The following is a 25558-nucleotide window of genomic DNA, read 5'->3' as shown; positions in this document are numbered from 1 at the left end:
TTTAGCGGAATTTTAGATGGAATATTCAACTGAAAGCAGAGCATATTTGAATAGTTATTCCTCAAACCAGAGAAAATTCAGAATGAATTATTTTTTATTGTATTTTTTACAGACTTGACCTTTCAGGAATATCAGCATTGATAAGACGCCCAAGATGCCCGATAAAAAATTCAGAGTAATTCCTGATTAAACAATAAAATTTATGATCTGGTAATGGTGCAGAAAAAAGAGAGGAAAAGAAATTAATAAAAGTAAGCGTGCACTTAACCCCGGTCATCTGATCCTGGATATGCGGCCCAGAACTTTAGCTACAATCATTGAAACCACGCCTATTAATAATGCAGTTAAGATGACCATAATAAGGTTTTCCTGTTCAGCAAATTGGAACATAAAATAGAATAAAATAACTGTGAATACTCCTCCAATAAGCAACAGAATTGCTGCCGGTACTCCCAATGTCTTTTCGGTATCCTTAGGCATAAATATGGTTCCTCCTGAGATAATTACAGCAGATTATCGTTACAACGAATTATCGTTTAAACAAATTATCATTTAAACAAATCATCTTTTAAACAAATTATCTTTTAAACAGATATTCATTCAAATAAGTTTTTAACTTACTGCTTCCAACTTACTCTTTATAAGTAATCAATAAGCTCATTAATCATAAAAGCCCGAATTCAACAAAGAATCAGGTATCTTTTATATAAGTTAGCGGAAAGAAGCGGTTCTTAATTTAGTACAGTAGCCAGAGATAAGAATATATTAGTAAAGGGTACCTTCACAGCCTTAAGCATACCGATTCTCAGGATATTACAGGAGTATCGGGCTGCTTAAGAATTATGTGCTTTGTATATACCAGATCTGGCAGAGATACGCTTTTTTCTGGTTCTAAATAAATTTAAAGTTTTTGATTTTGAATCCTGGCTGAACTGAACTAAAAAGAATTCACTTTTGAAATAGAAAGTTGCCTGTCGTATGCTTTTGAAGGAGCATGGACTTTTGAAATAGAAAGTCGCTTATCATCCGCCTTTGAAGGAGCCTGAGCTTCTGGAATATAAACCTGGGTACGGCTATTAAAAGAAAAAGGTTTGAAGGGTAGTTTATTAAAAATTAAGCTATTAGAGGAACTCGAGGCATAGAGATACGTAATATTCCCTTGCAACCTTTTTAAGCCAATCCGGAACCAGAAAATACCTGTCAACAACAAGTTCGTTAAGATAATAAAGAGACTCTTCTGTTTTGCATTCGCTGAGCCTCTTTATAGCAGTCCTCCTGGACCATGCAGACCGTTCTTCATCAAGGGCTTCAAGATAAAGCTGGTATTCTTTGCTATCATCCATCAAAGTAAAATTATCTACCAAAGAATATAAATATTTGTATCCGGTGACAGAAGCCGTAATATCCGAAATTATATAAAAGATTTTTTTGCGCAAACTGCAGTTTAACTGCAATTGTATATTCACGAAGACAGAAAATTTATCAAATTTCTGGAAAAACGTCCATGCAATAAAATTTAAAAACTGCAGAAAAATCAAAAAAATTAGTAATTTTTAAAAAGAGGTTAATGCAAGCTAAAAAATAGTATTCGGAAAAGAAAAATAAAAAGGGAATTCCCTTTTGACAGTGATCAGCTGTCGGTAATCCCCCACCCAAATGTTCGGTCTGTGCTACAAATTAGCGAACAGAGATATAATATCAGCATAAATAAAGTTTTCGAAATTCTTCTGAAAAGCTAAAGTTATTAAGAACAGTCGTTGAAATTCAGGAAGAGCTTCCTTAAAAAAAGTACAGTACGTCTGAAAAAACAGATTACAGCTATAAAAAAGTTATTTCAGCCGGTAGGCTGTAAAAATAAAAAAAGAGAATTCCCATGCAATGATCAGTTGATGAGAATTCCTGCACAAGGTTCTTGTTTGTTTCTGTTCGCTACGCTTACTAAGTAAGTAATCATTCGTCAAAAAAGATATATATTTACCGGAATTGAAATTTCAATCCTGGTGACGTATTGGCTCTCGTTGAAATGTTTAATGTGATAGATAATTTTAAGAGCCTCATTAATTTTTTTGCAATCATAAATTATTTCTAATGATTTGATGAATAAAAGGGAAAACAGGGAAAAACTGCTGCTTTAACGAAGAATTTACCTGAAAGGAGAATTTACCTGAAAGGAGAATTTACCTGAAAGGAGAATTTACCTGAAAGGAGAATTTCTACCTCTAATAACTTTATCCAAATGCTCATGGATTTATTGTACTTATCTGTCCTAACTACTTATTTACACTTCTATATAGTTTTAAGCTTCAATCCTGCGGTTTAATTTTCTATTAACGTACACATCAGACCTTCGGAATATCCGGCATAAAATCGAGTATTTTGGGGCTCGCATGATAAGATATTCAGCATGATTACCTTGTGCTTATAGCTTTCACAGGGTCCAGCTTCGCTGCCTGCCTGGCGGGATAAATTCCTGTAATAAGGTTCAGAAGGAAAACTGCGAGAATTATAATAAGGATGTCCTGAGCCCGCACGACAATAGGGATAAAGGACATGCCAGCGTAAACATCTGCCTGCGTTGAGGGAATCTCATACTGTCCTATTGCCAGGGATATGAGAACCCCAGCAAAAGTACCTACAAGAGCTCCCAGAAGGCCAAGAATCCCGCTCTGGAGTATGAAAATTCTCTGAATACTTGAAACCGGGGCGCCCATAGCGCGGAGCATACCTATCTGGCCTGTCGCGCCTATTACTGAAAGGTTCAGGGTGCTTACCACACCAAAAGAAGCTATGACAATAATAAGCCCGTATACAACGTTATTCGATGTTCTTTCAATAGCAATCGTGCGTAGGATTGCAGGGTTTGTCTCTGTCCATCCCCTCGCATTATAACCGAGTTCTTCGATCTCCTCTGCAACTTCACGGTCCCTGTTAAAATCAGAAAGCCGTACCCAGACGCCGTTAACCACATTGGGGACATCATAGAACCGCCGGGCAGTATCAAGGGATGTATAGGTCAAAGACTCATCCAGAGGAGATCTCGTATGAAAAATCCCTACAACCCTGAGAGAGAGGGGATTTGCGTTCGGAAAAGACACAGCTATGGAATCCCCAAGGTTAACTTCGAGTTTTTCCGCCAGTTTTGAGCCTATAACAACAGTATTTCTTGAAAATTCCAGTTCCCTGAAACTGCCTTCAACAATATCTTCTTCAATAGAGCTTATTTCATTTTCCTGTGAAGGAACCACGCCCCTTAACTCGGCGTTCAGGGAATTGTCCTTGAACCTGAAAGAAGCCTGCCCTGTAAGGAAAGGGGAAACTGCGGTGACTCCCTCAATCGTACCGATCCTTTCCATGAGAGTCCCGTAAAGATAGATATAATCCTCGCCTTCCTGAGGTGAGACCGAGACATGCGGGAGTTTGTCAACGGTAGTTTTATAAAGTTCTCCTGTAAAACCCACCATTAGTGCCTGGGAAACCGTAAGTACCATTACAGCAATGGCTATAGCTCCTACCGAAAGAAGAGTCTGGAATTTTCTTGCCCGAATCTGCCTGAAGGCGATAAAGAGTTCATAATTCATGAGATTCACGGATTTTTGAGATTTATTCTAATTTTCACTGAGATTTATCCGTATTTGATTAATGCAGCTTTTTAATAAAGCCAAAAACAATGAAAATACCTAAAATTCCGGCAGTAAACGAAAAGCCCGGAATGCCATTACCTTCATTTTCATCCGGAGTTTCACGCCCTGCGTCAGGGCTTACCTCACTTGCATTTGCCGGAGGGAGGTCAGACTCAATAATGGTTTCCCTGCGTTCGATAAGGTCCCCATCGTTGCCTGTGAGTTCGATTTCAAGCCTGTAGACTCCTTCTGTAAGCCTTTCTTTCCAGGCGACTTCAACTGTCTCGTCGTCATCAGTGAGAAGCACTGGGACTCTTTCACGGGCAGACTCTACGAGCACAGAACTGTTATGCCCTGAGCCTTCCTTCACTTTATAAACGGTGAAAACCAGGCTTCCTTCAAAAGGCACCTGGGAACGCCCAAAAACAGTTGCACTTGCCCCGGTCTCGTCCTCATAAATATCAGTAATTTCGGCATCATCCCTGGCGGTGAAGTTCTCGGTTGAGCTTATAAATCCCCGACTGGGGGAATAGACCTTGATCTTTACTCTACCAGAGTACTCTTTATTGTTTTCAAGAAGGGTGCCCCAGGAAGCAGAAAAGGTTTCCGGAACACTTGTGAGGGATGCCTTTTCGGTTTTTGTCCTGTATACCACATCATGCCCGTCTACAAGCATGTACTCAATATCAAAAAGTGAAGCCTGCTTCGGGGAAATTACAACAGCAATCCCTTCGGAGTTGGGGACAAGATCATCTACCTGAAGCCTTAAGGCCGAGTTACTTCCGTAGACAAAATTATATTCGGATTCCGAAAGCACCTCCCCCTGATCCAGAAGCTTTGCTTTCAGAGTATAAGCCCCTCGTTCGGCATTCCTGACATTCCAGAAGCCAGCTTTCGTAACTTTTGTGTTTGCAGGAAAACTGCCAGTTGAAAATTCCTGTGTACTGACGACCTTTTCATTTACACCTGGTTTCACCAGAGACATTTCAAGGGTCAGGTTCTCTTCCTCCTGAGAGGAATAAAATGTCACATCAAAGGACTCTATATCGCTGTAAAGTTCGTCTATGCGGGCTGAGCCTGTTCCATCTACCCTGGAAGAGTCTGCTGCTGAAGCAGGAATTACTGAAAGAAGAAGTAAAACAAGTAAGAAAAGCACGGCTTTCATGATCTTTTTTCCCCGATTCGATAACAAAAAGATTGTTTTGATCTTATTTAAAAGAAATGTAGCCGGATAAATTCATTTTTTCATACGGGAAGCTGCGGATAAATCGAAAAATTATAGCAAAAAAAGTGAGAGAGGTAAGGAAGTAAAGCGTAGTAAGGTAAAAAATGTACGGGAAAAATGGTAAATGGATAGTAAAATGGTAAATGGATAGTAAAATGGTAAATGGATAGTAAAATGGTAAATGGATAGTAAAATGGTAAATGAATAGTAAAATGGTAAATGAATAGTAAAATAGTAAAAAATGTGTGATAAAATGTAATTGAACTCAAAGATAAGGAGAAATATAAGAAAACAAAAATTGAAAAGGAAAAAAGGCAGAAAATCAAAATTTCTCTAAAATTAACTAAACAAAAGCTGCAATGAATCCGAAACTATTTATTCTTTAGTTGAAGTATAAGATGACAATTATTAAATTTAAACAAGTTTACTTGATTTATATCTGCAGAAGCAAAAATCTTACTTTGATTTTAATAAATTGTCAGTTAAAACCATTACTTGTATTTGAATAATAAAAAGCCTGTTTGCGCAGAAGGTATGGTAAAAATGGAGAAAAAAAGCCTATTGATCCTGGGAACCGCCTCTCATGTTGGAAAAAGTTCAGTCGTAACTGCCATATGCAGGATCCTGTCCAGAAGCTACAGGGTTGCTCCTTTCAAGGCTCAGAATATGAGCCTGAACTCCTGGATTACAAAGGACGGAAAGGAGATAGGGATTGCACAGGCAATTCAGGCAAAAGCCGCAGGCACTGAACCCACTGCAGATATGAACCCTGTTCTCCTGAAACCAAAAGGGGACTGCGTTTCCCAGGTAGTCCTGCTGGGCGAGCCCTATGCTGACAAAAGTGCAGGCCAGTATTACGATTCCATTGAAGAGATGCACGCAGTGCTTAAAGGAGCCCTTGAAAGGCTCTGGAAAGAGCATGACATTATTGTTATGGAAGGAGCCGGGGGAGCTGCAGAAATCAACCTTTATGAGAGGGACATCGTGAATGTGGGTACTGCAAGGCTCACAAAGGCTCCTATAATCCTTGTAGGAGATATTGAAAGGGGAGGCGTGTTTGCAAGCCTTTACGGCACTATTGCCCTTCTGCCTGAAGATGTAAGGAAAAACGTCAAAGGGTTTATAATCAACAAGTTCAGGGGCGACATAGAAATCCTGAGACCCGGACTCAAGCAGCTTGAGGATAAAACCGGAATCCCTGTGCTTGGGGTCCTTCCTCATTTCAAGCTCCGCATCCCTTCCGAAGATTCGGTCTCTCTCGGAGATAAAGAGGATTCAAAGGCAGAAAAAGAAATAGAGGTTGCAGTAATCCGCTTGCCAAGGATCTCAAACTTTACGGACTTCGAACCCCTTGAGGGGCTCGTAAAAGTTAGGTATGTGGACATCAACGAAGAACTCGGAAACCCTGATGCAATCATGATTCCTGGGACGAAAAATACTGTTAATGACCTTCTTGACCTCAGGGCAAGCGGGATGGACAAAAAAATTCAGGCTTTCAAAGGAAAAGTCCCTATCTTCGGGATCTGTGGCGGTTACCAGATGCTTGGCAGGACTATCTTTGATTCCGGAGTAGAGAACGGAGTCGAAGCCGAGTTTGAAGGCCTGGGGCTTCTGGACATAGGGACCAGATTCGGAGAATATAAAAAGAGAACTGTCCAGGTAACAAAAAAAGTCAATGGTTACGGCCCTATCCTGAGACCCATAGATGGTGAAGAGATAAAAGGTTATGAGATCCATATGGGAGTTACGGATTCAAACCGCACCGTTTTCGGAGACGATGGAGCTATTGATGAGGACGGTTTCGTAATCGGCACATACCTTCACGGGCTTTTTGATAACAGGAATATAAGAAATGCCCTTGTCCGGTATCTTTATGAGAAGAAGGGCCTGGAATACGAACCAGATGAGGCAATAAGCGAAAACGATGCTTACGAAGAGCTCGCAAATGTGGTTGAGCAGAACATTGATATGGAAAAGCTCTTCGAGATCGCAGGAGTCTGAAACAGACACGCAGAGAAATAAAGCATAAAAAACAGTTTTTGAGCAGGTTCTGCGGAAGTATGGGGAATAGCTGGAATAAAAAATGGAACCTAGGGTAAAGTACAATGCTTGCAGAGGCTGACTTTCCTCAGGACCCGCTCAATGTATAATAATTTCTATCCTATCTATTTATTCATTGTGAATTTGTTCTCCTTAATTAAAGTAAGACTGATTGATAAGACCAGTTTATTTATCTTAAAAACCTGAATAAACACCGATTTTTATAAACCCCCCTGAAAACCGGGCCGCTTTAAAACTTTTATATTCTATCAAATTGCTGCTAAGATTAAAGTCATTTTATTTCAGCGTCGGTCCTCCCCGGCTGTATTGGGTTGAGTCAAGGACAGCAAGCCAGTCGAAGTCGGTGAGGCTTCGAGGAGTTAGTGCAAAATAGGTAGGGTTCATGCTGCCCGAGCGGGCAGGAAAATCTGTTGTTGCCATGATTGGAAGCCTCCTGCCATTGTTAGTTGGAATAAACCGTACTGGTCCTGGCGCGGCAGTAAGGTGCGCTTCAAGAGTACCTGGCTCCAGGTTGCCCGATGCCATTTGCATCCGAGACGCCGACTGCAGAGCCGATAACTGCATAGCGTGGACCGAATACCTCATTGAGGTGAGATCCCACCGACCACCATGCCAGCAGGTCAGCTCCAAGTTGCCACTGTGTTTTTCCTCGCTGGAGATGGTTATTGTGGGCAAAAACCAGCACTTTTCCCCTGCACGCTCACGGGATACTATATACTCCAGATTATTCGCCATCATTGAGTCCCGGATGCCAAGTCCTTCAAAAATTCTTTTCTCTGGCTCCAGCTTTCTCGCCAGTGCGGCATGATAGTTCAATAACTGACGCGCCACAGATGCATCAATATATATTTTGATACTGAGTATTTTATCTCTTATGAACTTGTTTTACTTATTTTACTTATATAAGATCACTAAATTCAGGCTTTAAAAGTAAAAGTTTGCAGTATGAAAAACTGTTAATTATATTAATGAGCCAGTTCAACATTTTTATTTCTCTTAAAAACGCCTTGGTTATTTTTCGGAAATTACCGATATGCAAAATCATTAAGGGATAAACAGCAGATGTTTAAATGATGCCGATTTTTGAAATAACACTTATAATATTTTTTCCTTCTTTTACCCGGGTAACACAAATTCAAAAAGAAAAATAGTATAAAAATTTATATAGTGTTACTGAGAGAGAAGTTTAAGCAAAAATTTTAAAACTAATAAAGTAACATTAGTTAAAAAATGCTTTTCAAAGATAATTGAAGAGAATTTCATTTATAAAAATCACTTCTCAGGTCTGCATGAAAAATCAGGCAGGCATTCAAGGAGGATTCATTTTGAGATATGAGTTTCAGAGAAAATCCCTTTTTATAGTAATGCTGTTTTGTGCTGCCGCGGGAATCCTGATATTACCCGCATCTGCTGATGTTACTCACTGGGAATTATCTCCTGCCTGCCCCTGTGTAGGGGATGAAATTACAATTTCAGGAGAGGCATCCAATAATGAAATAATTGAAGTAACTATTTTACATGAAGAAATGGTCCCTGTTTCAGGTAAAGGTTACAAATATCAGATAAATAAGCTGTTCATTCCAAAAACAATATCAGGAGGTGAAAGCTCCTTCAAAGTAAATGCCACCGGAGAAGACGGCGTTAAGGTCAGAGACATAAACGTAAGAGTTAAGAAATTCAGGTGGTTTACGAGACACTCAAATGCCCTGGAAGGCGAAGCCTCACTATCTCAATCAAACATACCCCCCTGGATGAGTTATTTCGTGAAAATCGACGGAGATATTGTAAGCAAAAAAGAAGAGTCTAATAAAAACATGTGTAAAAGTAATTCGAATACCGGACAGGCAAAAAATGGACAGGTAAAACTCACATTCGAGACCTGTTACGAAGCTGCACAAGCTGACGAAAAAGGAAATTTCAAATTCAACTATGATACTGATTCGCTTCCCGCAGGCGATTATATAATTACCGTGGGAAGTATGGAACAAGAATTAACCCTGAATCCTGAAAAAAAGAAAGGACCTGAAGAAAAAGAAAGTAAAACAAAAAGGAAGTAAAAAGATTTAAATTAGCCTCCTGATTTCATTCAAGAAATATTTTTATTCTGTTTTAGATCTGGAAAGGAAGAATAAAAAGGCAGTTCTATAGAAAGAAAATACTGATGCCGAACTGTCTTTTGTATTCTTCATCAACTAGCATTATTATCTGTATTTATCTATATCCGATACAGAATTCCCTGTAATTTCGTAAGTTTGAACTCTATTTTTAACCCGAATCTCGGACAGAACCCTGTCTTCAGGGATTCTGAATAAGAAAACTGGAACATCCACTTTCGGAATCCGGAAATAGAAAAAATAGATCGGAAACTTCCAGAAAAATAAAAAACACACATGATATTCTTGGAATAACATGCCCAAAAAATGAAAATCCTTTTCACTTAGCTTTTTTGATAATAGAACTCCATCATTACCTTTGGACAGGAAGGTTGTTTTTACTTTGGTTCTCCGAAGCCGTCAAAAAACTAACCATTGAATTGCCATCGAAGGCCCAGATGTGACCTTGATCACGGATGCCAAATTGCCTTTGAAGCAATTCTACTGTCCTGGAAATGATGGAGTAATGTAAATTGGACGGAGAAATAAACAAATCTTGTGGTTTAGACATTCACAAACGTTTTGTTATTGCTACTATCCTCAGTAGATCCGGTGAAAAACAACAACATCGTTTTGCCAGAGATGATGATGGGATTTTAGATCTTAAAAATTTGGTAACCTCTGAAAAATGTGATGTTGTTGCCTGTGAATCATGTGATGTTGTTGCCTGTGAATCAACAAGTGATTTCTGGGTTCCGATTTATGAGGCATTGATAGATCATTTGCCTGTTATAGTTGGAAATGCTCGAGATATGAAAGCATTTACACATAAAAAAACAGATAAAATAGATTCCGAAGTAATTGCAAAACTTGCATTGAATAAGATGGTTCAACCATCAAGAGTTTTTCCGAAGAAACATAGAGAATTCAGGTCATACGTCAGGCTTCGCCTAACTCTTGTAAGAAAAAGAACGGACATTAAAAATGAAACTCATGCAATTCTTTCCTCCGAAATGTTACATCTGGGTGATGTTCTGACTGACATTTTTGGAAAAAATGGTAGAGCAATTCTAGCAGGAATCTCTTCAGGTAAAAATATTGATCAAATTATAGAGTCGCTTTCTCCAAATGTTCGGAAAAAGAGTGTTCAGATAAGGGAAATTCTGGATAGAGAAATATCACAGAGTGCTGCAATAAGGCTTCAGATATGTCTGAATCTTATAAAACATTTAGATGAAGAAATTGAAGTTCTTGAAAGAGAAATTTTCAATTATGCTTATCAAAAGCATAAAAGGGAAATGGAAATTTTGATGTCAGTTCCAGGTATTGGGGAGCTTGGTGCGGCAACTCTAATTGCTGAAATAGGAGATTTCAGGGATTTTCCAACGGGAGATAAACTTGCTTCATGGCTTGGAATAGTTCCTAATGTGTATCAATCTGCAGATAAATACCATAACGGAAGAATCACTAAGAGAGGATCAAAAGTAGCAAGGTGGATTCTAACTCAGATTGCTCAAGCAGCAGCAAGAAAGAAAAATAGCAGATTAAAGGAGTTTTTTAACAGGAAAAAGAAGACAATTGGATATGCTAAGGCAATTATTGCCTTAGCAAGGAAAATTGCAACAATAATATGGCATTTGATCACAAACGATGAGATGTACGAAGATGAAACAGGATACCAAAAGGGAGAAGTTAAAAAGAGAAAGATTGTTGAGGCAGAGATATTCTCGGTTGATGAAAGGATAACAATAATTAGTGGAATTATCGCAATTATGGGAAAAAAGGAAGGAGAGAGTACGTGATGAGTTTTCTCATCATGGACTTTCATGCCAAGTAAAGAGGGCTAAACAATTGTAAAGAGGTCTAAACAACCATCAGAACATGCGGACCTGTCTGCCAAGCCCTTCACGGACAGCCCTTTCATAGACCAGGTGTGCGGTTGCTACATCCTGGATTGCAAGCCCTGTGGAATCAAATATCGTAATCTCTTCCTCACTGGTCCTTCCGGGCTTGAGACCGACCATCACTTCTCCGAGCTGGGCATGGATATCATTTTCCGAGATATAGTGTTTGGATAGGGGGACGTTCACTTCTCCGGAATGGAGAGCCTGGATCATGTCGTCGACAATAACCTTGGCACGGAGGAGAATTTCGGGGTCAAGTTCTTCTTTTCCTACTGCATCTGCGCCTATTGCATTTATATGAGTGCCTTCTTTGATCCAGCTGGCTTTTACAATTGGTTTTCTGGAAGGGGTTGTTGTGACAAGGATATCACAGTCACAGACCTTTTCAATGCTTTCTTCATAATGAATTTCGCAGGGCACGATATCTGCCATATCCCGGATAAACTGTTCACAGCTTTCCTTTGTCCTGGAGGTAATCCTGACAGATTCAGGCTCAAAAACCTCACAAAGAGATTCAAGCTGGGTCCTTGCCTGGTTTCCTGCGCCTACAAGCCCGATTACTTTCGAGTCTTTCCTTGCAAGGTATTTTGCGGCAATTCCACCGGCTGCACCTGTCCTGATATCTGTCAGGTAGGTCCCGTCCATGATCGCTACAGGGGCTCCGGTCTCAGGGGAAATAAGAATGATCAGCGCCATTACTGTGGGCAGGTTGCGCGTGGGGTTTCCGGGGTGGACATTTACAATCTTTACGCCGGTAATGTCCTCTTCTTCAAGGTATGCAGGCATTGTACGCAGGTCGCCGTTGTAAGCAGTATAGTAAAGATAGGACTTAGGCGGCATCTGCACCTTGCCAAGCCCGTGCTGCCTGAAAGCCCTTTCAACTACCTGCATATCGGAATGCATGTCCATAACACTTTTTACTTCTTCCTGAGCCAGCCACAAAACTTCCATATTACAACCCTCAATCGGAGCCATAAAGATACCTCACATTCTGAATATAAGCTGGCTTCCGGTTGAAAACCAGACTTAAATTGAATAAACCGGAATAGAAACCGACAGATAAACAGGCAAATTAACTGTCGGGTAGCAAGATTGCTATTTTTATTTGTGCAAATATGTATATATAACATATCTTCACTCATTTAAAGAACTTCCTTCGTGAAATGAGAATTATGCAAGAGAGTACTGCCTCTTTTCCCGGGTCAGACCCGAAAGAAAAATTGTTGAAGCCTGCCAGAGATATCCGGAGTATCCTGCGCTGGGGCTATCCTAAATTCGCAACTATCCGTTTTGTAGCTGAGCATTCCAGGCTAAGCGCAGAGGAGCGGCACATTCTCAGCAGAGTAATTGTTTCCCCGGAAAAAGTAGTCTCGAGGATCAGGAAGAAAATAGCCTGTGATAGCATAAATAACAGAGACCTTCTGCTTGATGGGTACAATGTCCTGCTGAGTGTCGACAGCCTCCTCAAAAACGAACCCATGTGGTTCTGCGACGACGGATATATCAGGGACACACGCTATTATTTCGGCAAAAAAAACCAGGCTGAAGATCTCGAGGAAGCCCTTGACTCAGTCCTTGAATTTTTATCAGAAGCCAGCCTGAAGTCAGTAAGCTTCCTTCTTGATTCACAGATTAGCCGGAGTGGAGAACTTGCAGGTTTCATCCGCCGCAAAATTGAAAATTACGGGATTTTGGGAGACGCATACACATCAAAAACTGCGGATTTTGACCTGAAAAGAGAAGGAGGAAATTCAGAAAAAAACCTTATCATTGCGACTTCAGATGGAATTATAATCGATTCAGTTCGGCAGGTACTTGATATCCCTGCCTGCCTTATGGAAAAAAAAGGAATTGAGCCTCTACGGCTTTACTGAATCCTGGCTTTGCCAGCCTGAGCGGACAGGGATTATTAATTTATTACCAGGCGTCCTGTCTGAAACATTCTGCCTGCCTGTAAATTTTTTCAGCTTCGGTGTACTGCCCCTTTTCTTTAAGCAGATCTCCATAACCGGAAAGGCTCCCAAAATGCCCGGGGTTGAGTTCAAGGGCTTTTTTGTACTGAACTTCAGCTTCATGCCTGTGCCCGAACCTGGCAAGCAGCCTTGCATATTCGCAGTGAGCTTCAACGTCTTCAGGGCTAATTTTAAGCGCATACCTGAAGTGCACTCTTGCCCCATGGATGAGTCCGTGTTGTGCAAGCAGGCGGGCATAATAAAGGTGGAGTTTAGAGCTTTCGGGGTCTGCTTTGAGAGCTACTATGTAATAAGTTTCGGCCTCAATTGGCTCCCCTTTTTCCTCAAGCAGACGTGCATAGCGGAAATTTGATTCAACGTGCTCCGGGTCGATTTCAAGAGCACGTGCATAATGGAGGCCTGCTTCGGTTTTCTGTCCGCGCCTGTTGAGCAAAATTCCATACCCGCAGTGCGATTCGACATGATCGGGGTCAAGAAGAAGGGCTCTTCTATATACTTCTTCGGCTTTATCCAGCTGGCTGAGCCTGTAAAGCACGCAGCCATAACTGCAAAGGGTTTCCACATGGTCAGGATTGAACTCAAGAGCTTTTTCATACTGAATCCGTGCTCCGTCCAGCTACCCTGCCCCGGCAAGCATAGATCCATATCCGCAGAGGGCTTCTATATTTCCCGGATTTTCTTCAAGAATTTCTTTGAATTCCCTGGCAGCGGATTCCATAAGCCCCAGTAAAGAAGCCGTTTTTCCTGCCACCATATGGGCTTCTTCCCGCATTTTACCTGAGAAAAGAGAAGCAGAAGCCCTTGAGACTACATATTCTTCCCGGAACATCTTATCATTGCCGAAAATAAAGGAGAGTTTCAGCAGGGTCTCAGGTGAAAGCAAATTCTCATGTGAAAAAGAAATGACAGACTCAGTTGCCTTATCGAGATCACATTCATCTTCAGAGACCTTCTCGATTACATGAAAAACCAGCTTGTCTACGGCATCCATTTCCATGCTCAAAAAACCTCCTAAAATTTATGACCAGATTCAATTTATTTGGCAGACTATAAATAATTAGTTATATTAAATGGATACAATAAATTGGAAAAGATGGATTTCAAAATACAAGGTATCAGAGCAAACCGAAAAAATAAAAATTAAAGAATAGAACAGCGTTTGACCGACAGGATAATATATTCAGAAAATTGGGAAAGATTTCCTCCCGCATCCCATGCTGCGAATAAAAACACATGAATTTAATTTTTACTTACTCACTTACTTACTCACTTACTTACTTACTTACTTATTAAACCCTGTTCACATACAGACTGTACCTCGGCTCGATATCATACATGCCCTCCAGCTCCTGTTCGGTCAGGAAACCTCTTTCAATCAGTTTAGTGAGGGTTTTCCTGTCAACGGATTCAACCATATCCCAGAGTTCCCGCTCCTGAAGATATGATTTCAGCTTTCTTATCTTCCAGAGTTTCCAGTCCACTCTTTTCCTCTTAAGTTCCACATTTCCTATTCTCAGGATATCTATTCCTTTCTCGTCAAAAGTATTCAGAATACGGTTCCTGAGTTCTTCCCGCCGCTTTTCAAGAACAGATATTGCCGAGACCAGCTCGTCATATTCAAGTGCAATATCTGCAAGATCCATCTCTTCGGGATCCTGTTCGCTTATGTCAAATTCTACCGTCCAGCACTCCTCCTTTTTATCCCTGAATTTAGACGTGATTTTTTTGCAGGGGTCTTAAATGTATCTTAAATAATTCTGTATTCTTTTCAATCAAGTATCTTTATGACCAGATAGTGTATGACCGGATTTTTATGACCGGATTTTTATGACAAGGTTGCTGTCAAATTTTCTACAATCAGGTTGTCTATTTATGTTTAAGCGTATACGCACATCGGATTTATAGATGCACCCGCAGAATATAGCTATAAAAAGAGTATAGCTATACATATACAGAGATTTATACTCTGATAGATAACAGCAAATCATATCTCAGTTATACATTCAACTGCTTATACATAACACATAAAAATTTTCAGAAAGTATATAAAGCAGGAATGATTAAAAAGGATTATCAGGGGGAGTTTATTGTGACCAGCCTGAGAAAAGCAAGAAAAAAGCAAGAATTGCGCCTGATTATGCCGGAGATAAATGGGATTCTGGAATCCGAACCTGCTGTGCTCAGGATTGATCCCGAATTAATTATGCTGATAGGAGATATACATGGAAACCTTGATGCCCTTGAGTTTATTATAGCAATGAGAAAAAAACTGGGCTGTAAAAAAATTCTCTTTCTGGGAGACTATGTGGACCGCGGAACGGAGGGTACGGAAGTCCTCATAGAGCTTTTCCGGATGAAACTCGAAGAGCCTGAGGATGTCTTTCTTTTGAGGGGAAACCATGAAAGTGCTGATATGAATATTTATTACGGCTTTTTTGAAGAGATAGATTTTGACAGGGATTTTCTTCTTGAGATCAGCAGGACATACGAAAGGCTGCCGGTAGCAGCATTGGTATCTGGACATACTTTCTGCGTACACGGGGGAATCAACGGAACAGAAAATATCGATACTATCACAAAGGAAGGGGCATTTCCTTATCTCTGGAATGACCCGTCTGAACGCCCGGGGCTGGTCACCTCATCAAGAGGTTCTACCGTCAGGGAATTCGGACCTGATATCGTTGAAGGCTTTTTAAAAGTGAATAGCCTGAAAAGAATCATAAGAGGGCATACAGCCTTAAGGACCGGGTATGAATGGTGGTTTGATGGGAAACTCCTTTCCCTTTTTTCCTGCCCTGATTATGTTGGACTTGGAAATGCTGCTGCTTTCGGAATGATGAGAAGAGAGGAAATAAAAATAATTACTTTCGAAAGCTGAGACCAGTAAAATGAAAATTTGGCTGTGCAGGTAAAACTTAGTGGTCTGAAAGAAACTTTGAATAGTAGAAAACCACCACCCTGAGCCACTCTTTCAGACAGAATTTTTATGTTTTGCCGGCTGTGAACTGCTTTTAAGTTAAGAAAGAAATATATAAAGTTTAAAATTCTGAGGACGGATGCTAGACTTATGCAGCGAACGTCTTCTTTCAATAGTACTGAAAGATGTTTCAAACTGCCTTTTCTGACTGACCCTATTTTCGGTATTATTAATCCGGAATAATCCAGTTTCGGTATTTTTTGTTAATCAAGAATAATTCCGGTTTCCGCATTTGTTATTAATCCAGAATAATCCAGGTTTCTGTCATTTTGCTCCCGATATCCGGGTCAAGCTGCATGGCTTTCATGTACTGTATTTTAGCCTCGTCGAAACGCCTCATTTTTCTCATAAGCAGCCCGTAGCTGTAGTGGAGAGGAGGATAATAGGGGTTCAGGTTAAGGGCTTTCTTATATTCTTCCTCTGCTTCGGAGAAGCGCCCGAGTTCCGAAAGGAGGTTTCCATAGCTGTAATGCCCCTCGGCACTTTCCGGGTCAAGGCTGAGAGCTTTTTTATATTCGATTTCAGCCTCATATCTCCTGCCGAAACGGGCAAGGAGGTTTGCATAATTGGAATGCACTTTTGCATCATTCTGGTCAAGGGCAAGGGCTTCCAGGTACTGTTTTTCAGCTTCCGAGACTCTGCCTTCCCTTGCAAGAAGGTTTCCGTAGTTGAAAAGAGTCCTCCTGTGCCTGGGGTTAAGGGAAAGAGCTTTTCTGTATTCTTCTTCGGCTTCTGAATAACGCTCGAGGAAGGAGAGAAGAACTCCGAAATTGTGGTGGAGGCTCGGGTCTTCAGGGTCAAGCTTCATTGCAAGCCTGTACTCTTTTTCAGCATCCCTGAGTCTTCCAAGCTCAAAAAGCATATTTGCATACCCACCTCTGGCAGGAACATAATCGGGATTGCCGGCAAGAGCTATCAGGTAACGGTCTTCTGCTTCCCTGAAATACCCGTACTCGGTAAGGAGGTAAGCGTACCCTGCATTTGCCTTTACATGTTCGGGTGAGTTTTCAAGTACGGTTTTATACTCATTTTCTGCATCTTCAATCCTTCCAAGCTCTAAAAGAAGTTCAGCATAAGCACATCGCGCATCCGCATTCCCGGGGTTTTCTTTCAGGACTTCAAGGTAGCTTGCTTCGGCTTCAGGGGAAAAGCCAAGCAGATGTGCCGCAGTACCCAGCGCATAACAGGAATCTTCGCGGAGCTTTCCGGAAGCCTGCGTCAAACAGACCTTTGCAAACACATATTCTTCCATATGCATTTTTTGCTTCCTGCAAGCACTGGACAGGTTGAGCAGGAGTTCGGGGGAGAACGATTTTTCTTTCGAATTTTCCAGAGCAAAATCGGCTGCACAGGACAGGTTGTTCTGGTCAGACCCGATTATTCCAATTACTTCGTACACAAAGTCATCAATTACTTCAAAATCCATACATCCGGCACCTCAGAAGGGTAGTGTTTTTAATGGGGGATTGTCAGTGTAACATCCAGAGTATAGTTTTACATTTAGTTGAATATATTAGTGAGTGAATAGTCAGTATCACTATCCGACATAATATTAGTGTTTGAATAGTGCATAAGAGAATCAGTATAATATTACAATTATCATATAACACTCTATCCCTTTGTAACTTAAAATAAAACAGTAATTGGATCGAGAGACACTGTTTTCCTAAAAAAATAAATTCCACAAGATAAAAATCGAGCATTGCAAGACAGAAAAGGTAATAAAAATAAAATAGCAATTATAAAAACATAAAAAATGATACGATTTAATAGAATGGAAAAGGAAACACTAAATAAATAAAAATACGATTGGAAAAGAAAAGCACATCGAATGATAGTAACCATAGTTAAGGATAAAAATTAAAAAATTTCGAATAGGGTATAAACCAGGAACTAAAAAATAACCAGCCGTATTAAAAGAATAGTGATAGTCAGCTAAATTATCCGATCAAAAAGCAGTCTGTCATTAAAAAAATAAAAGTCAATTTAAGAAGAGAACCTGAGAAGACACGGAGAAGTATAATAATCAACGAAAATTAAAAGAGATGAGATCAGGCGTCAAAAGTTTTAGACCTCTGTCCTCTGGTAGATCTGTCCTCTGGTAGATCTCTGTACTCTGGTAGATCTGTACTCTGGTAGATCTCTATCCTCTGGTAATATTCCTTAAATTTGATTATTTTTAATTTGATTATCTTTAATTTGATTATCTTTAATTTGATTATCTTTAATTTGATTATCTTTAATTTGATTATCTTTAATTTGATTATCTTTAATTTGATTATCTTTAGTTATTCTGAGCTTTTCCTGAAGCCAAAAGACAGTCCCATGACCAGCCCTGCACCAGCTCCCATCAACATTCCGAGAACCAGCCCCATAACCTGAGAACTCATAGACGGTGCAAGGATAAAGTTTCCAAACAGTATTCCGACTGTTGCGCCCGCCCCGATTCCTGCAGGCATCCATCTTCCGGGAGACTGTTCTTTTTTCCCGGATTTTACCACATTTTTTGCGCTATTTGTTTCTTTCATTTCTCTTACTTAATCCCATTTCATTTATTTAACAGGTTTCTTCATTCCTGCTTCAGTCCTGCTTCAATCTCTTTCTTCAATCCTGCTTCAATCCGGTTTCATTCATCTATTCTGTTTCTTCATTCCTGCTTTCTGCTTGTATTTCACTTAATAATCCTTAAAGCAAACAGAAAATAAACTTATATTTTACCTCAGGGTTGAAAAACAGATTCTGAACCTGAATAGAATATTTTTTAATCAAGAAAACATGTTCCTGCATGAAAACATATTCATACATAAAAAACTTTTATTTATTGTTCAGAAAAAACAATATAGGAGAAGTTTACTCTCCTTATTGCTTAAAAGCATGAGATAATCGTTTGCACCGGCAAAAAATAGATATCCAATAGCCTTGCCGCGGATATCCGATAATTATTACTATAGATAAACAGTAATCATCACATAGATTCAATAACTATCGCCACAGATCACCAGTAATCATCACTATAGATTCAATAATTATCGCCACAGATAAACAGTAACCATAACCACAGATAACAGTAATAATTTAAATATCCCTGAAATTGATCATCATGTTTCTCAAACTCTTTTCTCTGTTTCTGATAATTCCCGTTGTGGAGATTTATCTCCTGCTCAAGGTAGGGGAAATAATCGGAGCTCTCAATACCGTTCTCATTATTTTGATCACCGCAGGCATCGGGGCTTACCTGACAAAAAGCCAGGGTTTCAGGGTGCTCCGTCAGATCCAGGACGCAACCATGCAGGGTTACATGCCTGGAAACGAACTCCTTCATGGACTCTTTGTATTAATCGGGGGCTTTGCCCTTCTGACCCCTGGATTCCTGACAGATACCATAGGGTTTTCCATGCTTATTCCTCAGATCCGGGAGATCTATGTGAGAATAGCAAAAGGGATCATAAGGAAAAAGATACAGCAGGGCAACTTCCAGATGAGGATGTATACTGATTTCAGATGACCGCATTCAGAAATGACAGTATTTCGGGTATGTAACATACCGGTAATCAGACCATGCGGAGACGTTTCAGGACAGAATCAGGGATCGTCCTATAGTTTCAGAACAATCATTATGGAAGAACCCCGAACACGTAAAGAAGCGCAGGCGCCAGAAAAACCGTAATTAGCCCGGCGATTCCTATTGCAAGTCCGCTCATTGCTCCTTCGGTTTCTCCAAGCTCTATTGCCCTGGTTGTCCCGAGAGCATGAGAAGAAGTCCCGATCGCGATCCCGACTGCAACGCTATCTTTTATCCGGAAAGAGCGGCAGATGAACGGACCCAGTACAGCTCCTATAATTCCGGTTATCGAAATTGCAGCCACTGTTATTGCAGGCATGCCACCTATCTGTTTTGAAATCTCTATACCTATGGGCGTGGTTACGGACTTGGGAACAAGAGAACTGGTTATGACATTATCAAGTCCCAAAAGACTTGAGAAGATCAAAATGCTTGAAATGCCCGCAATGCAGCCTGCACTTATGCCTGCAATTATAGGCACGGCGTCATTTTTCAGGAGCTGGATTTTTTTGTAGAGGGGAACGGCAAGGACTACAGTTGCAGGTCCGAGAAAGAACGAAATGTAATCTCCACCTACATTATAGGTTTCAAAATCTATCCTGAAGTAAAGAAGGACGAGAATCACAAGCACAATGCCCACAAGGAGAGGATTGAAGACGGAAAAACGGGTTTTCTTATAGAGCAGGCTGCCTGCCTGAAAAGCAGCAAGGGAAAGAAGAATCCCAAAAAGAGGCGTGCCTAGAAATTCATTCAAAAAATCGGCCTGCACTTCAGGTCACCTCTTCTGTCTTCCTGTCGGATGACTTCGCTTTTTTATGCACCATGACCTCTTTTCCACTTAACTTTTTGACAAATTCAACTGTCAATCCCGTAACTCCCAGGATTATTACTGTTGAGATAATGGAGACCCCGAGAACTGCAGTCCATTTACCTTCAAGCACGGCAAAGCATGTTATGAGGCTGACCCCTGCAGGGAGAAAGAAAAAAGCCAGGTTATCGAGCAGAAAATCGCTTATCCTGTCTATCATTTCAAGCCTGACCACACCTGCAAGAAGACCGAAAAAAAGGATTAACATGCCCAGGATATTGCCGGGAATGGGCAGCCCGAATGTTTTTTGAAGCAGCTCGCCCAGAAAATAAATGCTGAGAATAATTGAAAATTGTTTTAGCAAAAGCTCATTTTCCTCCTTAATTGGAAATGGACTAAAGAAATTGAATTATAAATACCTTCTCGATAAGGAAAAGTTGTTACAGTGTACTCAGGATTACAGACCGGGACGTTAACTCAAAGAATTATCCGGATTCCTGAAGAATAGCGGGTTTCGCAGTGCCGGATAAAAATGAAAGCTTTTGTAGGGCACACAATAAATTCATATCAGGCGAACTCCTATTTTCCTTGGGTGTTCTGATGGGAGAAAACCGTTTAGTATACATGGACCACGCAGCCACCACTTTCATAAAACAGGAAGTGGTTGAAACTATGCTGCCTTTTTTGAAAGACCATTTCGGGAATCCTTCTTCCCTGTATTCAATAGGCAGGGAAGGAAAAGAAGCTGTGGAAACTGCGAGGGAAAAGCTTGCAAAGGCTCTTGGAGCCAGCCCCGAAGAAATTTACTTCACTTCAGGGGGGACGGAGTCTGACAACTGGGCTGTTAAAGGAACTGCTTTTGCCAGGCGAAAAAAAGGGAAACATATTATCACCATACCAATCGAACACCACGCCGTGCTTTACCCCTGCAAGTATCTTGAAACTAAGGGATTTGATGTAACCTATCTGCCTGTGGACGAATACGGACTTGTAGACCCTGCAGAACTGGAAGCTGCAATAAGAGAAGACACTATCCTTATTTCGGTCATGTACGCCAATAATGAAATAGGGACAATCGAGCCCATATCAGAGATAGGGAAGGTTGCCGGAGAGCACGGGGTTCCTTTCCATACCGATGCCGTACAGGCAACAGGCAATTTTTCTCTTGACCTGAAGGGGAAAGACAGGGATGTGAATATGCTCTCACTTTCCGCGCATAAATTCTATGGGCCAAAAGGAATAGGGGCTCTATATATTAGAGAAGGGACTGAAATTGACAGCTACATTCACGGAGGAGCACAGGAAAAAAGGAAACGGGCGGGGACAGAAAATGTTGCGGGAATTGCCGGAATGGGAAAGGCTATAGAGCTTGCGACTGCAAATATCGAGAAGCATGCTGAAAAGATAAGAAAAATGAGGGACCGTTTAAGGAAAGGAATAATGGAAATTCCCCACTGCAGGCTGAACGGACACCCGGAAAAGCGCCTCCCGGGAAACCTGAACTTCAGTTTTGAGTATATAGAAGGGGAGTCCCTGCTGCTTATGCTTGACCAGATGGGTATTTGCAGTTCAACAGGCAGTGCCTGTTCTTCTGGCTCTCTTGACCCTTCACATGTACTCAGCGCAATAGGAGTGCCCCCGGAAATTGCCCAGGGCTCTTTGCGCCTGACTCTGGGAGATGCAAATACCGAAGAAGATGTCGATTACGTACTCGAAGTCCTGCCTCAGGTCGTGGAAAAATTAAGGGCTATATCTCCATTCTATAAACCATCAGATGTATGTGAAAAATGAATACAAAGGACGCAAGTGGGGGAATTTTGTGTATAATAAGAAAGTAATGGACCATTTTATGAATCCGAGAAACGTGGGGGAAATAGAAAATGCGGATGGCATCGGAGAAGCAGGAAACCCTCACGGGGACCAGATGAAGATCTTCCTGAAAATACGGGACAACAGAATAGAAGATGTAAAGTTCAAGACTTTTGGCTGTGCAGCAGCAATAGCTTCCAGCAGCATGGCAACTGAAATGATAAAGGGCAAAACCCTTGAAGAAGCCTGGGAGCTTACAGATGAAGCTGTAGCCGAAGCCCTTGAAGGGCTGCCTCCGGGAAAACTTGAATGTTCGGTAGTTTCGAGGGAAGCTACCCACAGAGCGATCAATGATTACCGTAAAAAGCAGGGGCTTGAACCTCTGGAAGAAAAGACCTGAAAAAAGATAAAGATCCTCAGGGCTAAACTCTGCATGATTACCTTTCCGAACTCTTTTAGCCCCGGATATTTCAATTGAAAATATGATTTAACCCATATCGCAAACTTGATTATAAAAGTATCAGATCATACCCTATGAAAAAAATAGGGATTGCAATTGCTGATCCTGAAGACTGGACAGCCCGGGCACTCATCAAAGCGGCAAAAGAAAAAGGTTTTTCCCCTCTTGTTTTTGACCTCAGTAATGCGGAAGTCAGGATAGGTTCAGGCATTTCTGAGCCAGCCTCCATTTTTAAAGCAGGTGAAGTTCTGCTCTCAGACCTTGATGCGCTTATTGTAAGGGATGTGGGTGCAGGGGCTTTTGAAGGAGTTTCATTCAGGTTTGACATACTCAGGGAACTCGAGGCAGAAGGGGTTTCGGTTATAAACTCTCCAGAAGCCATCCAGAATGCGGCAAACAAATACCATGCTTCTTATCTTCTTGCAAAAGCCGGGCTTCCTGTGCCTGAAACTGTAGCTGTCCAGAGTCTTGAGGCAGCATTAAAAGTAATATCAGAATTCGGGGACGCTGTTATAAAACCTGTTTTTGGATATAAAGGGAAGGATATTGCAAGGGTAAAGAACCGGGAAATCCGGTTTTCAGACCGAAAGATTGAGCCTGCACCTGTTGAGGAAATTCTTGAAAAGCTGCTTGAAGAGAAAGGGATGCTCTATATTCAGGAATTTATAGAAAACCCGGGGAGAGACATAAGGGCTTTTGTTGTGGGCGGCACTGCCATAGGAGCTATTTATAGAAAAGCTGCTGCTGGCTCCTGGGTGAACAACCTGAGCCAGGGAGGAAGTTCGGATAGATGCGTTCTTACCGATGAGCAGGAAAAAATTGCCGAAAAAGCTTCACTTGCGCTTGGAACGACATTTGCAGGCATTGATATTATAGAAGGCACGGAAGAATCGGAAGAAAACAAAAAAACCGAAGGCATGAGCAGTGAAAACAGGAAAAGTCCAAGGATACTTGAAGTCAACGGAACACCTTCAGGAAAAGGAATTTTTGATGCCTGGGGAATAAATCCCGCAGACCACATCCTGGAACACCTTAAAAATATTTTATGAATTAACTATAAATCTGATTGGAGTTAGTATAACATATTTTAGAGAGAGGATTCATAAAGGAATTATCAAACCCGTAGACTGCTGATTCAGCCGGCGGACCCGTAAAAACGATAAGAGCTGCTTTTGACATAAGCAGTCCGAAAACGATTATCCTGAGGACAATCGGTCAAGAAAAAGTTATTGAAATTTTAAGACAGATCCGGATTTCCAGCCGGAAAGACCGCACAGAAAACATTAAGATATAGGTTGCCTTTGAATAGTCAGAGGCAAAAGATGAGTGAATACAAACAGTGTATAGTTACCCGGGACGACCTGAAACTTTCTAAAGGCAAATTTGCTGTACAGGTGGCTCACGCTGCCCTTTCTGCAGCTGAATGGGCAAGTAAAGGCGACCTTGAAAAATGGAAAGAAGGAGGGCAAAAGAAAATTGTCCTGAAAGTCCCGAGCATTAAGGAACTTTATGAGCTTAAAGAGAAAGCAAGGCGGGAAGGGCTCCCTACTGCTCTTATACAGGACGCGGGCCTTACTGAGATCCCTCCCGGAACCGTTACAGTACTCGGGATAGGGCCGGCAAAAGAAGAGCTTATAGATAAAATTACAAAAGACCTTAAACTCGTTTAACTTCAGGATTTCCGGGTAAAAAAATATAGTCAAGTTTAAAAAGCCAGCAAAGGATATCAGAAGAGATGTTTTCACAGACAGGAAAAAAATTCTGCCTGCTGTCATATACAGGAGGACGTACATGAACAGGTTAGAGATTTCAGAGAAAGAGCTAGCCTCAATAATTGCTATCCTGTGTATATTCCTTTTACTGCTAATAATAACTGGATTTCTCTTTCCGAACACTGCTGGCAATATTACAGACGAATTGAAAGAATATCTTGGGCTGAGTTCCGGGGATGAAGCCGAAGAGGCATTCATACCGGATATAGCTTCTTTTACTTCCCCGGTAATACCCTCGTATTCCACTTCAAAGAAAGAACTTACTCCTATTCTGAGGACTCCGTTACAGCCCGGCTTCTCTCTCAGCAGTAGCTATCAGACCTCAGAGCTTTTCCAGGGTGGGATAGGTTACCTGAGAGTGGGAATTAAAAACGAAGGCAGAAACCCGATATTTATTGACAGGTACGGAGTTTCGGTTAACGCTTCCAGAAACAGGCTTTATTCCGAAGACTGCGGAGTTTTGCTTTCCCCGGGAGAGGAGCAGATACTCGGGATAATCGCGGTGCAGGTTCCTGAAGAAGAAAAAGCCAGATTCAGTATTGTACTCTGGCTTCTTGCCTCGACGTCAGAAGGGAAATGGCACGAGTACGACCCCTATTACCTGAACGGGTTCACCACCGATCTGAAGACAATGCCTGAAAAACATAACCCGAAATACCGGTACAATCCTGAATATTACTTTAAAACAATAAATGGACTGGTGGAGTCCTCCGAGCCTTCCGTGAGAACCAGAGCAGCCGAAACAGCCCGCTCATATCCCGGGGCTTATAATATTTATCAGGTCTGTGCCCTCTTTGACATGGTAAAAGAAGAAGTCGAATACGTAAGCGACCCCAGAGGGAATGATATATGGGAGCCAGCCAATGTTACCCTGCGAATCGGTGCAGGAGATTGTGAGGATCAGGCAATTCTTCTCTCTTCCATGGTCGAAGCTATCGGAGGCACAACAAGAATTTATCTGACAGATAACCATGCTTTTACAGCTGTTTATCTGGGCAACGGGACCGATTCAATCGAAGGTGCGGTTAAGGGAGTGAGGGCTTATTACGGAAATGTCGACGTAAACTACCTGACCGATGAATATGGTTCCTGGATTATGCTCGACCCGACTTCCAGCCTTTATGCAGGCGGACTCCCCGGAAAAACGGCCCAGACAATGATTCGGGGATTGGAAGGAAACGAAACTAAAAGAAGCTGGACATTTGTAGACACAAGGCAGGTAAAAGTGATTGACATCAGCACCAGAGCGATTTAATAATTCCATAGCACAAATAAGGTAAGTTTTGCATATCGG

At 41.3% G+C, this 25558-nt stretch carries 25 protein-coding genes; 11 read left to right on the top strand and 14 right to left on the bottom strand.

The window, feature by feature from the left end:
- Positions 1-273 precede the first annotated feature (273 nt).
- The 4 genes from MSMAS_RS06605 to MSMAS_RS06590 form a co-directional block, all read right to left on the bottom strand.
- A complete protein-coding gene (locus MSMAS_RS06605) occupies positions 274-480 on the bottom strand; it encodes a hypothetical protein (RefSeq protein WP_011032043.1) in 207 nt (68 codons plus the stop codon).
- A 641-nt stretch (positions 481-1121) separates the two neighbouring features.
- Entirely contained in the window at positions 1122-1343 is a 222-nt protein-coding gene (locus tag MSMAS_RS06600) for a hypothetical protein (RefSeq protein WP_015410855.1), read from the bottom strand.
- Between the two features lie 1065 nt (positions 1344-2408).
- On the bottom strand, positions 2409-3578 hold the full coding sequence (locus MSMAS_RS06595) for an ABC transporter permease (protein WP_048043085.1): 1170 nt from the start codon (positions 3576-3578) through the stop codon (positions 2409-2411).
- A gap of 58 nt (positions 3579-3636) precedes the next feature.
- On the bottom strand, positions 3637-4785 hold the full coding sequence (locus MSMAS_RS06590; RefSeq protein ID WP_011032046.1) for a hypothetical protein: 1149 nt from the start codon (positions 4783-4785) through the stop codon (positions 3637-3639).
- 603 nt (positions 4786-5388) lie between these two features.
- On the opposite strand from MSMAS_RS06590, the gene MSMAS_RS06585 reads away from it, so the two are divergent.
- Positions 5389-6846, top strand: a complete 1458-nt coding sequence (locus MSMAS_RS06585; RefSeq protein ID WP_048045984.1) for a cobyric acid synthase — start codon at positions 5389-5391, stop codon at positions 6844-6846.
- Positions 6847-7182: 336 nt separating this feature from the next.
- On the opposite strand, the gene MSMAS_RS19430 is transcribed toward MSMAS_RS06585, so the two are convergent.
- Both MSMAS_RS19430 and MSMAS_RS19425 read right to left on the bottom strand, forming a co-directional pair.
- Positions 7183-7431, bottom strand: a complete 249-nt coding sequence (locus MSMAS_RS19430) for a hypothetical protein (protein ID WP_226987659.1) — start codon at positions 7429-7431, stop codon at positions 7183-7185.
- A complete protein-coding gene (locus tag MSMAS_RS19425) occupies positions 7397-7591 on the bottom strand; it encodes an erythromycin esterase family protein (protein WP_052273681.1) in 195 nt (64 codons plus the stop codon). Before MSMAS_RS19425 ends, MSMAS_RS19430 begins: the two co-directional genes overlap by 35 nt.
- Before the next feature lie 640 nt (positions 7592-8231).
- On the opposite strand from MSMAS_RS19425, the gene MSMAS_RS06575 reads away from it, so the two are divergent.
- Together MSMAS_RS06575 and MSMAS_RS06570 are read left to right on the top strand one after the other, a co-directional pair.
- Positions 8232-8963: a hypothetical protein gene (locus tag MSMAS_RS06575; protein WP_137726770.1), complete on the top strand. Its 732-nt coding sequence runs from the start codon at positions 8232-8234 to the stop codon at positions 8961-8963.
- 569 nt (positions 8964-9532) lie between these two features.
- On the top strand, positions 9533-10801 hold the full coding sequence (locus MSMAS_RS06570) for an IS110 family RNA-guided transposase (RefSeq protein WP_011032050.1): 1269 nt from the start codon (positions 9533-9535) through the stop codon (positions 10799-10801).
- A gap of 72 nt (positions 10802-10873) precedes the next feature.
- Here the strand turns inward: MSMAS_RS06570 and ala are convergent, their stop codons facing one another.
- The gene (ala, locus tag MSMAS_RS06565; protein ID WP_048040187.1) at positions 10874-11854 is read right to left on the bottom strand and encodes an alanine dehydrogenase; all 981 of its coding nucleotides are present in this window, start codon (positions 11852-11854) and stop codon (positions 10874-10876) included.
- A 221-nt stretch (positions 11855-12075) separates the two neighbouring features.
- Here ala and MSMAS_RS06560 point away from each other — a divergent pair, with 221 nt between their 5' ends.
- Entirely contained in the window at positions 12076-12777 is a 702-nt protein-coding gene (locus MSMAS_RS06560; protein ID WP_080503010.1) for a DUF434 domain-containing protein, read from the top strand.
- Positions 12778-12820: 43 nt separating this feature from the next.
- On the opposite strand, the gene MSMAS_RS19420 is transcribed toward MSMAS_RS06560, so the two are convergent.
- The 3 genes from MSMAS_RS19420 to MSMAS_RS06550 all read right to left on the bottom strand — a co-directional run bounded on the left by MSMAS_RS19420 (position 12821) and on the right by MSMAS_RS06550 (position 14519).
- Complete coding sequence (locus MSMAS_RS19420; RefSeq protein WP_226987775.1) at positions 12821-13477, bottom strand: tetratricopeptide repeat protein; 657 nt, start codon at positions 13475-13477, stop codon at positions 12821-12823.
- A 15-nt stretch (positions 13478-13492) separates the two neighbouring features.
- Positions 13493-13873, bottom strand: a complete 381-nt coding sequence (locus MSMAS_RS19415) for a tetratricopeptide repeat protein (protein WP_011032054.1) — start codon at positions 13871-13873, stop codon at positions 13493-13495.
- Positions 13874-14165: 292 nt separating this feature from the next.
- Positions 14166-14519 (bottom strand): hypothetical protein, encoded by a 354-nt coding sequence (locus MSMAS_RS06550; RefSeq protein WP_011032055.1) that lies wholly within the window; start codon positions 14517-14519, stop codon positions 14166-14168.
- A gap of 446 nt (positions 14520-14965) precedes the next feature.
- On the opposite strand from MSMAS_RS06550, the gene MSMAS_RS06545 reads away from it, so the two are divergent.
- Positions 14966-15754, top strand: a complete 789-nt coding sequence (locus MSMAS_RS06545) for a metallophosphoesterase (protein ID WP_226987661.1) — start codon at positions 14966-14968, stop codon at positions 15752-15754.
- Between the two features lie 337 nt (positions 15755-16091).
- Here the strand turns inward: MSMAS_RS06545 and MSMAS_RS06540 are convergent, their stop codons facing one another.
- Both MSMAS_RS06540 and MSMAS_RS06535 read right to left on the bottom strand, forming a co-directional pair.
- Entirely contained in the window at positions 16092-17279 is a 1188-nt protein-coding gene (locus tag MSMAS_RS06540; protein ID WP_011032057.1) for a tetratricopeptide repeat protein, read from the bottom strand.
- Between the two features lie 862 nt (positions 17280-18141).
- Positions 18142-18381 (bottom strand): hypothetical protein, encoded by a 240-nt coding sequence (locus MSMAS_RS06535; protein ID WP_048040185.1) that lies wholly within the window; start codon positions 18379-18381, stop codon positions 18142-18144.
- Between the two features lie 572 nt (positions 18382-18953).
- Between MSMAS_RS06535 and MSMAS_RS06530 the strand changes: the two genes are divergently transcribed.
- Positions 18954-19358, top strand: coding sequence for an FxsA family protein (locus MSMAS_RS06530; RefSeq protein WP_011032060.1), 405 nt, complete (start codon positions 18954-18956; stop codon positions 19356-19358).
- A 109-nt stretch (positions 19359-19467) separates the two neighbouring features.
- Here MSMAS_RS06530 and MSMAS_RS06525 read toward each other — a convergent pair whose 3' ends face one another.
- Positions 19468-20169 carry an LrgB family protein gene (locus MSMAS_RS06525; protein ID WP_230626509.1) on the bottom strand — a complete coding sequence of 234 codons (702 nt, stop codon included), beginning with the start codon at positions 20167-20169 and terminating at the stop codon, positions 19468-19470.
- Positions 20170-20185: 16 nt separating this feature from the next.
- Positions 20186-20587: a CidA/LrgA family protein gene (locus MSMAS_RS06520; protein WP_011032062.1), complete on the bottom strand. Its 402-nt coding sequence runs from the start codon at positions 20585-20587 to the stop codon at positions 20186-20188.
- Between the two features lie 236 nt (positions 20588-20823).
- On the opposite strand from MSMAS_RS06520, the gene nifS reads away from it, so the two are divergent.
- The 5 genes from nifS (at position 20824) to MSMAS_RS06495 (ending at position 25519) form a co-directional block, all read left to right on the top strand.
- A complete protein-coding gene (gene nifS / locus MSMAS_RS06515; protein WP_048046382.1) occupies positions 20824-22014 on the top strand; it encodes a cysteine desulfurase NifS in 1191 nt (396 codons plus the stop codon).
- 28 nt (positions 22015-22042) lie between these two features.
- The gene (nifU, locus tag MSMAS_RS06510) at positions 22043-22432 is read left to right on the top strand and encodes a Fe-S cluster assembly scaffold protein NifU (protein ID WP_015410867.1); all 390 of its coding nucleotides are present in this window, start codon (positions 22043-22045) and stop codon (positions 22430-22432) included.
- 134 nt (positions 22433-22566) lie between these two features.
- Positions 22567-23541: a tetrahydromethanopterin:alpha-L-glutamate ligase gene (mptN, locus tag MSMAS_RS06505; protein ID WP_048046381.1), complete on the top strand. Its 975-nt coding sequence runs from the start codon at positions 22567-22569 to the stop codon at positions 23539-23541.
- A gap of 273 nt (positions 23542-23814) precedes the next feature.
- Positions 23815-24162, top strand: coding sequence for a peptidyl-tRNA hydrolase Pth2 (gene pth2 / locus MSMAS_RS06500; protein WP_048038249.1), 348 nt, complete (start codon positions 23815-23817; stop codon positions 24160-24162).
- 121 nt (positions 24163-24283) lie between these two features.
- Positions 24284-25519 (top strand): transglutaminase-like domain-containing protein, encoded by a 1236-nt coding sequence (locus tag MSMAS_RS06495; RefSeq protein WP_048046380.1) that lies wholly within the window; start codon positions 24284-24286, stop codon positions 25517-25519.
- Positions 25520-25558 lie beyond the last annotated feature (39 nt).

It is taken from the genome of Methanosarcina mazei S-6 (genome assembly GCF_000970205.1).
Classification (GTDB): Archaea; Halobacteriota; Methanosarcinia; order Methanosarcinales; family Methanosarcinaceae; genus Methanosarcina; species Methanosarcina mazei.
This window is presented reverse-complemented; position numbering and strand designations above follow the sequence as displayed.

Excerpts from the sequence above, each read along its gene's own strand:
- MSMAS_RS06605 (WP_011032043.1), bottom strand. The coding sequence starts at position 480 with ATGCCTAAGGATACCGAAAAGACATTGGGAGTACCGGCAGCAATTCTG.
- MSMAS_RS06600 (WP_015410855.1), bottom strand. The coding sequence starts at position 1,343 with ATGGATGATAGCAAAGAATACCAGCTTTATCTTGAAGCCCTTGATGAA.
- MSMAS_RS06595 (WP_048043085.1), bottom strand. The coding sequence starts at position 3,578 with ATGAATTATGAACTCTTTATCGCCTTCAGGCAGATTCGGGCAAGAAAA.
- MSMAS_RS06590 (WP_011032046.1), bottom strand. The coding sequence starts at position 4,785 with ATGAAAGCCGTGCTTTTCTTACTTGTTTTACTTCTTCTTTCAGTAATT.
- MSMAS_RS06585 (WP_048045984.1), top strand. The coding sequence starts at position 5,389 with ATGGAGAAAAAAAGCCTATTGATCCTGGGAACCGCCTCTCATGTTGGA.
- MSMAS_RS19430 (WP_226987659.1), bottom strand. The coding sequence starts at position 7,431 with ATGGCATCGGGCAACCTGGAGCCAGGTACTCTTGAAGCGCACCTTACT.
- ala (WP_048040187.1), bottom strand. The coding sequence starts at position 11,854 with ATGGAAGTTTTGTGGCTGGCTCAGGAAGAAGTAAAAAGTGTTATGGAC.
- MSMAS_RS06560 (WP_080503010.1), top strand. The coding sequence starts at position 12,076 with ATGCAAGAGAGTACTGCCTCTTTTCCCGGGTCAGACCCGAAAGAAAAA.
- MSMAS_RS19415 (WP_011032054.1), bottom strand. The coding sequence starts at position 13,873 with ATGGAAATGGATGCCGTAGACAAGCTGGTTTTTCATGTAATCGAGAAG.
- MSMAS_RS06550 (WP_011032055.1), bottom strand. The coding sequence starts at position 14,519 with ATGGATCTTGCAGATATTGCACTTGAATATGACGAGCTGGTCTCGGCA.
- MSMAS_RS06540 (WP_011032057.1), bottom strand. The coding sequence starts at position 17,279 with ATGGATTTTGAAGTAATTGATGACTTTGTGTACGAAGTAATTGGAATA.
- MSMAS_RS06535 (WP_048040185.1), bottom strand. The coding sequence starts at position 18,381 with ATGAAAGAAACAAATAGCGCAAAAAATGTGGTAAAATCCGGGAAAAAA.
- MSMAS_RS06530 (WP_011032060.1), top strand. The coding sequence starts at position 18,954 with ATGTTTCTCAAACTCTTTTCTCTGTTTCTGATAATTCCCGTTGTGGAG.
- nifS (WP_048046382.1), top strand. The coding sequence starts at position 20,824 with ATGGGAGAAAACCGTTTAGTATACATGGACCACGCAGCCACCACTTTC.
- mptN (WP_048046381.1), top strand. The coding sequence starts at position 22,567 with ATGAAAAAAATAGGGATTGCAATTGCTGATCCTGAAGACTGGACAGCC.
- pth2 (WP_048038249.1), top strand. The coding sequence starts at position 23,815 with ATGAGTGAATACAAACAGTGTATAGTTACCCGGGACGACCTGAAACTT.
- MSMAS_RS06495 (WP_048046380.1), top strand. The coding sequence starts at position 24,284 with ATGAACAGGTTAGAGATTTCAGAGAAAGAGCTAGCCTCAATAATTGCT.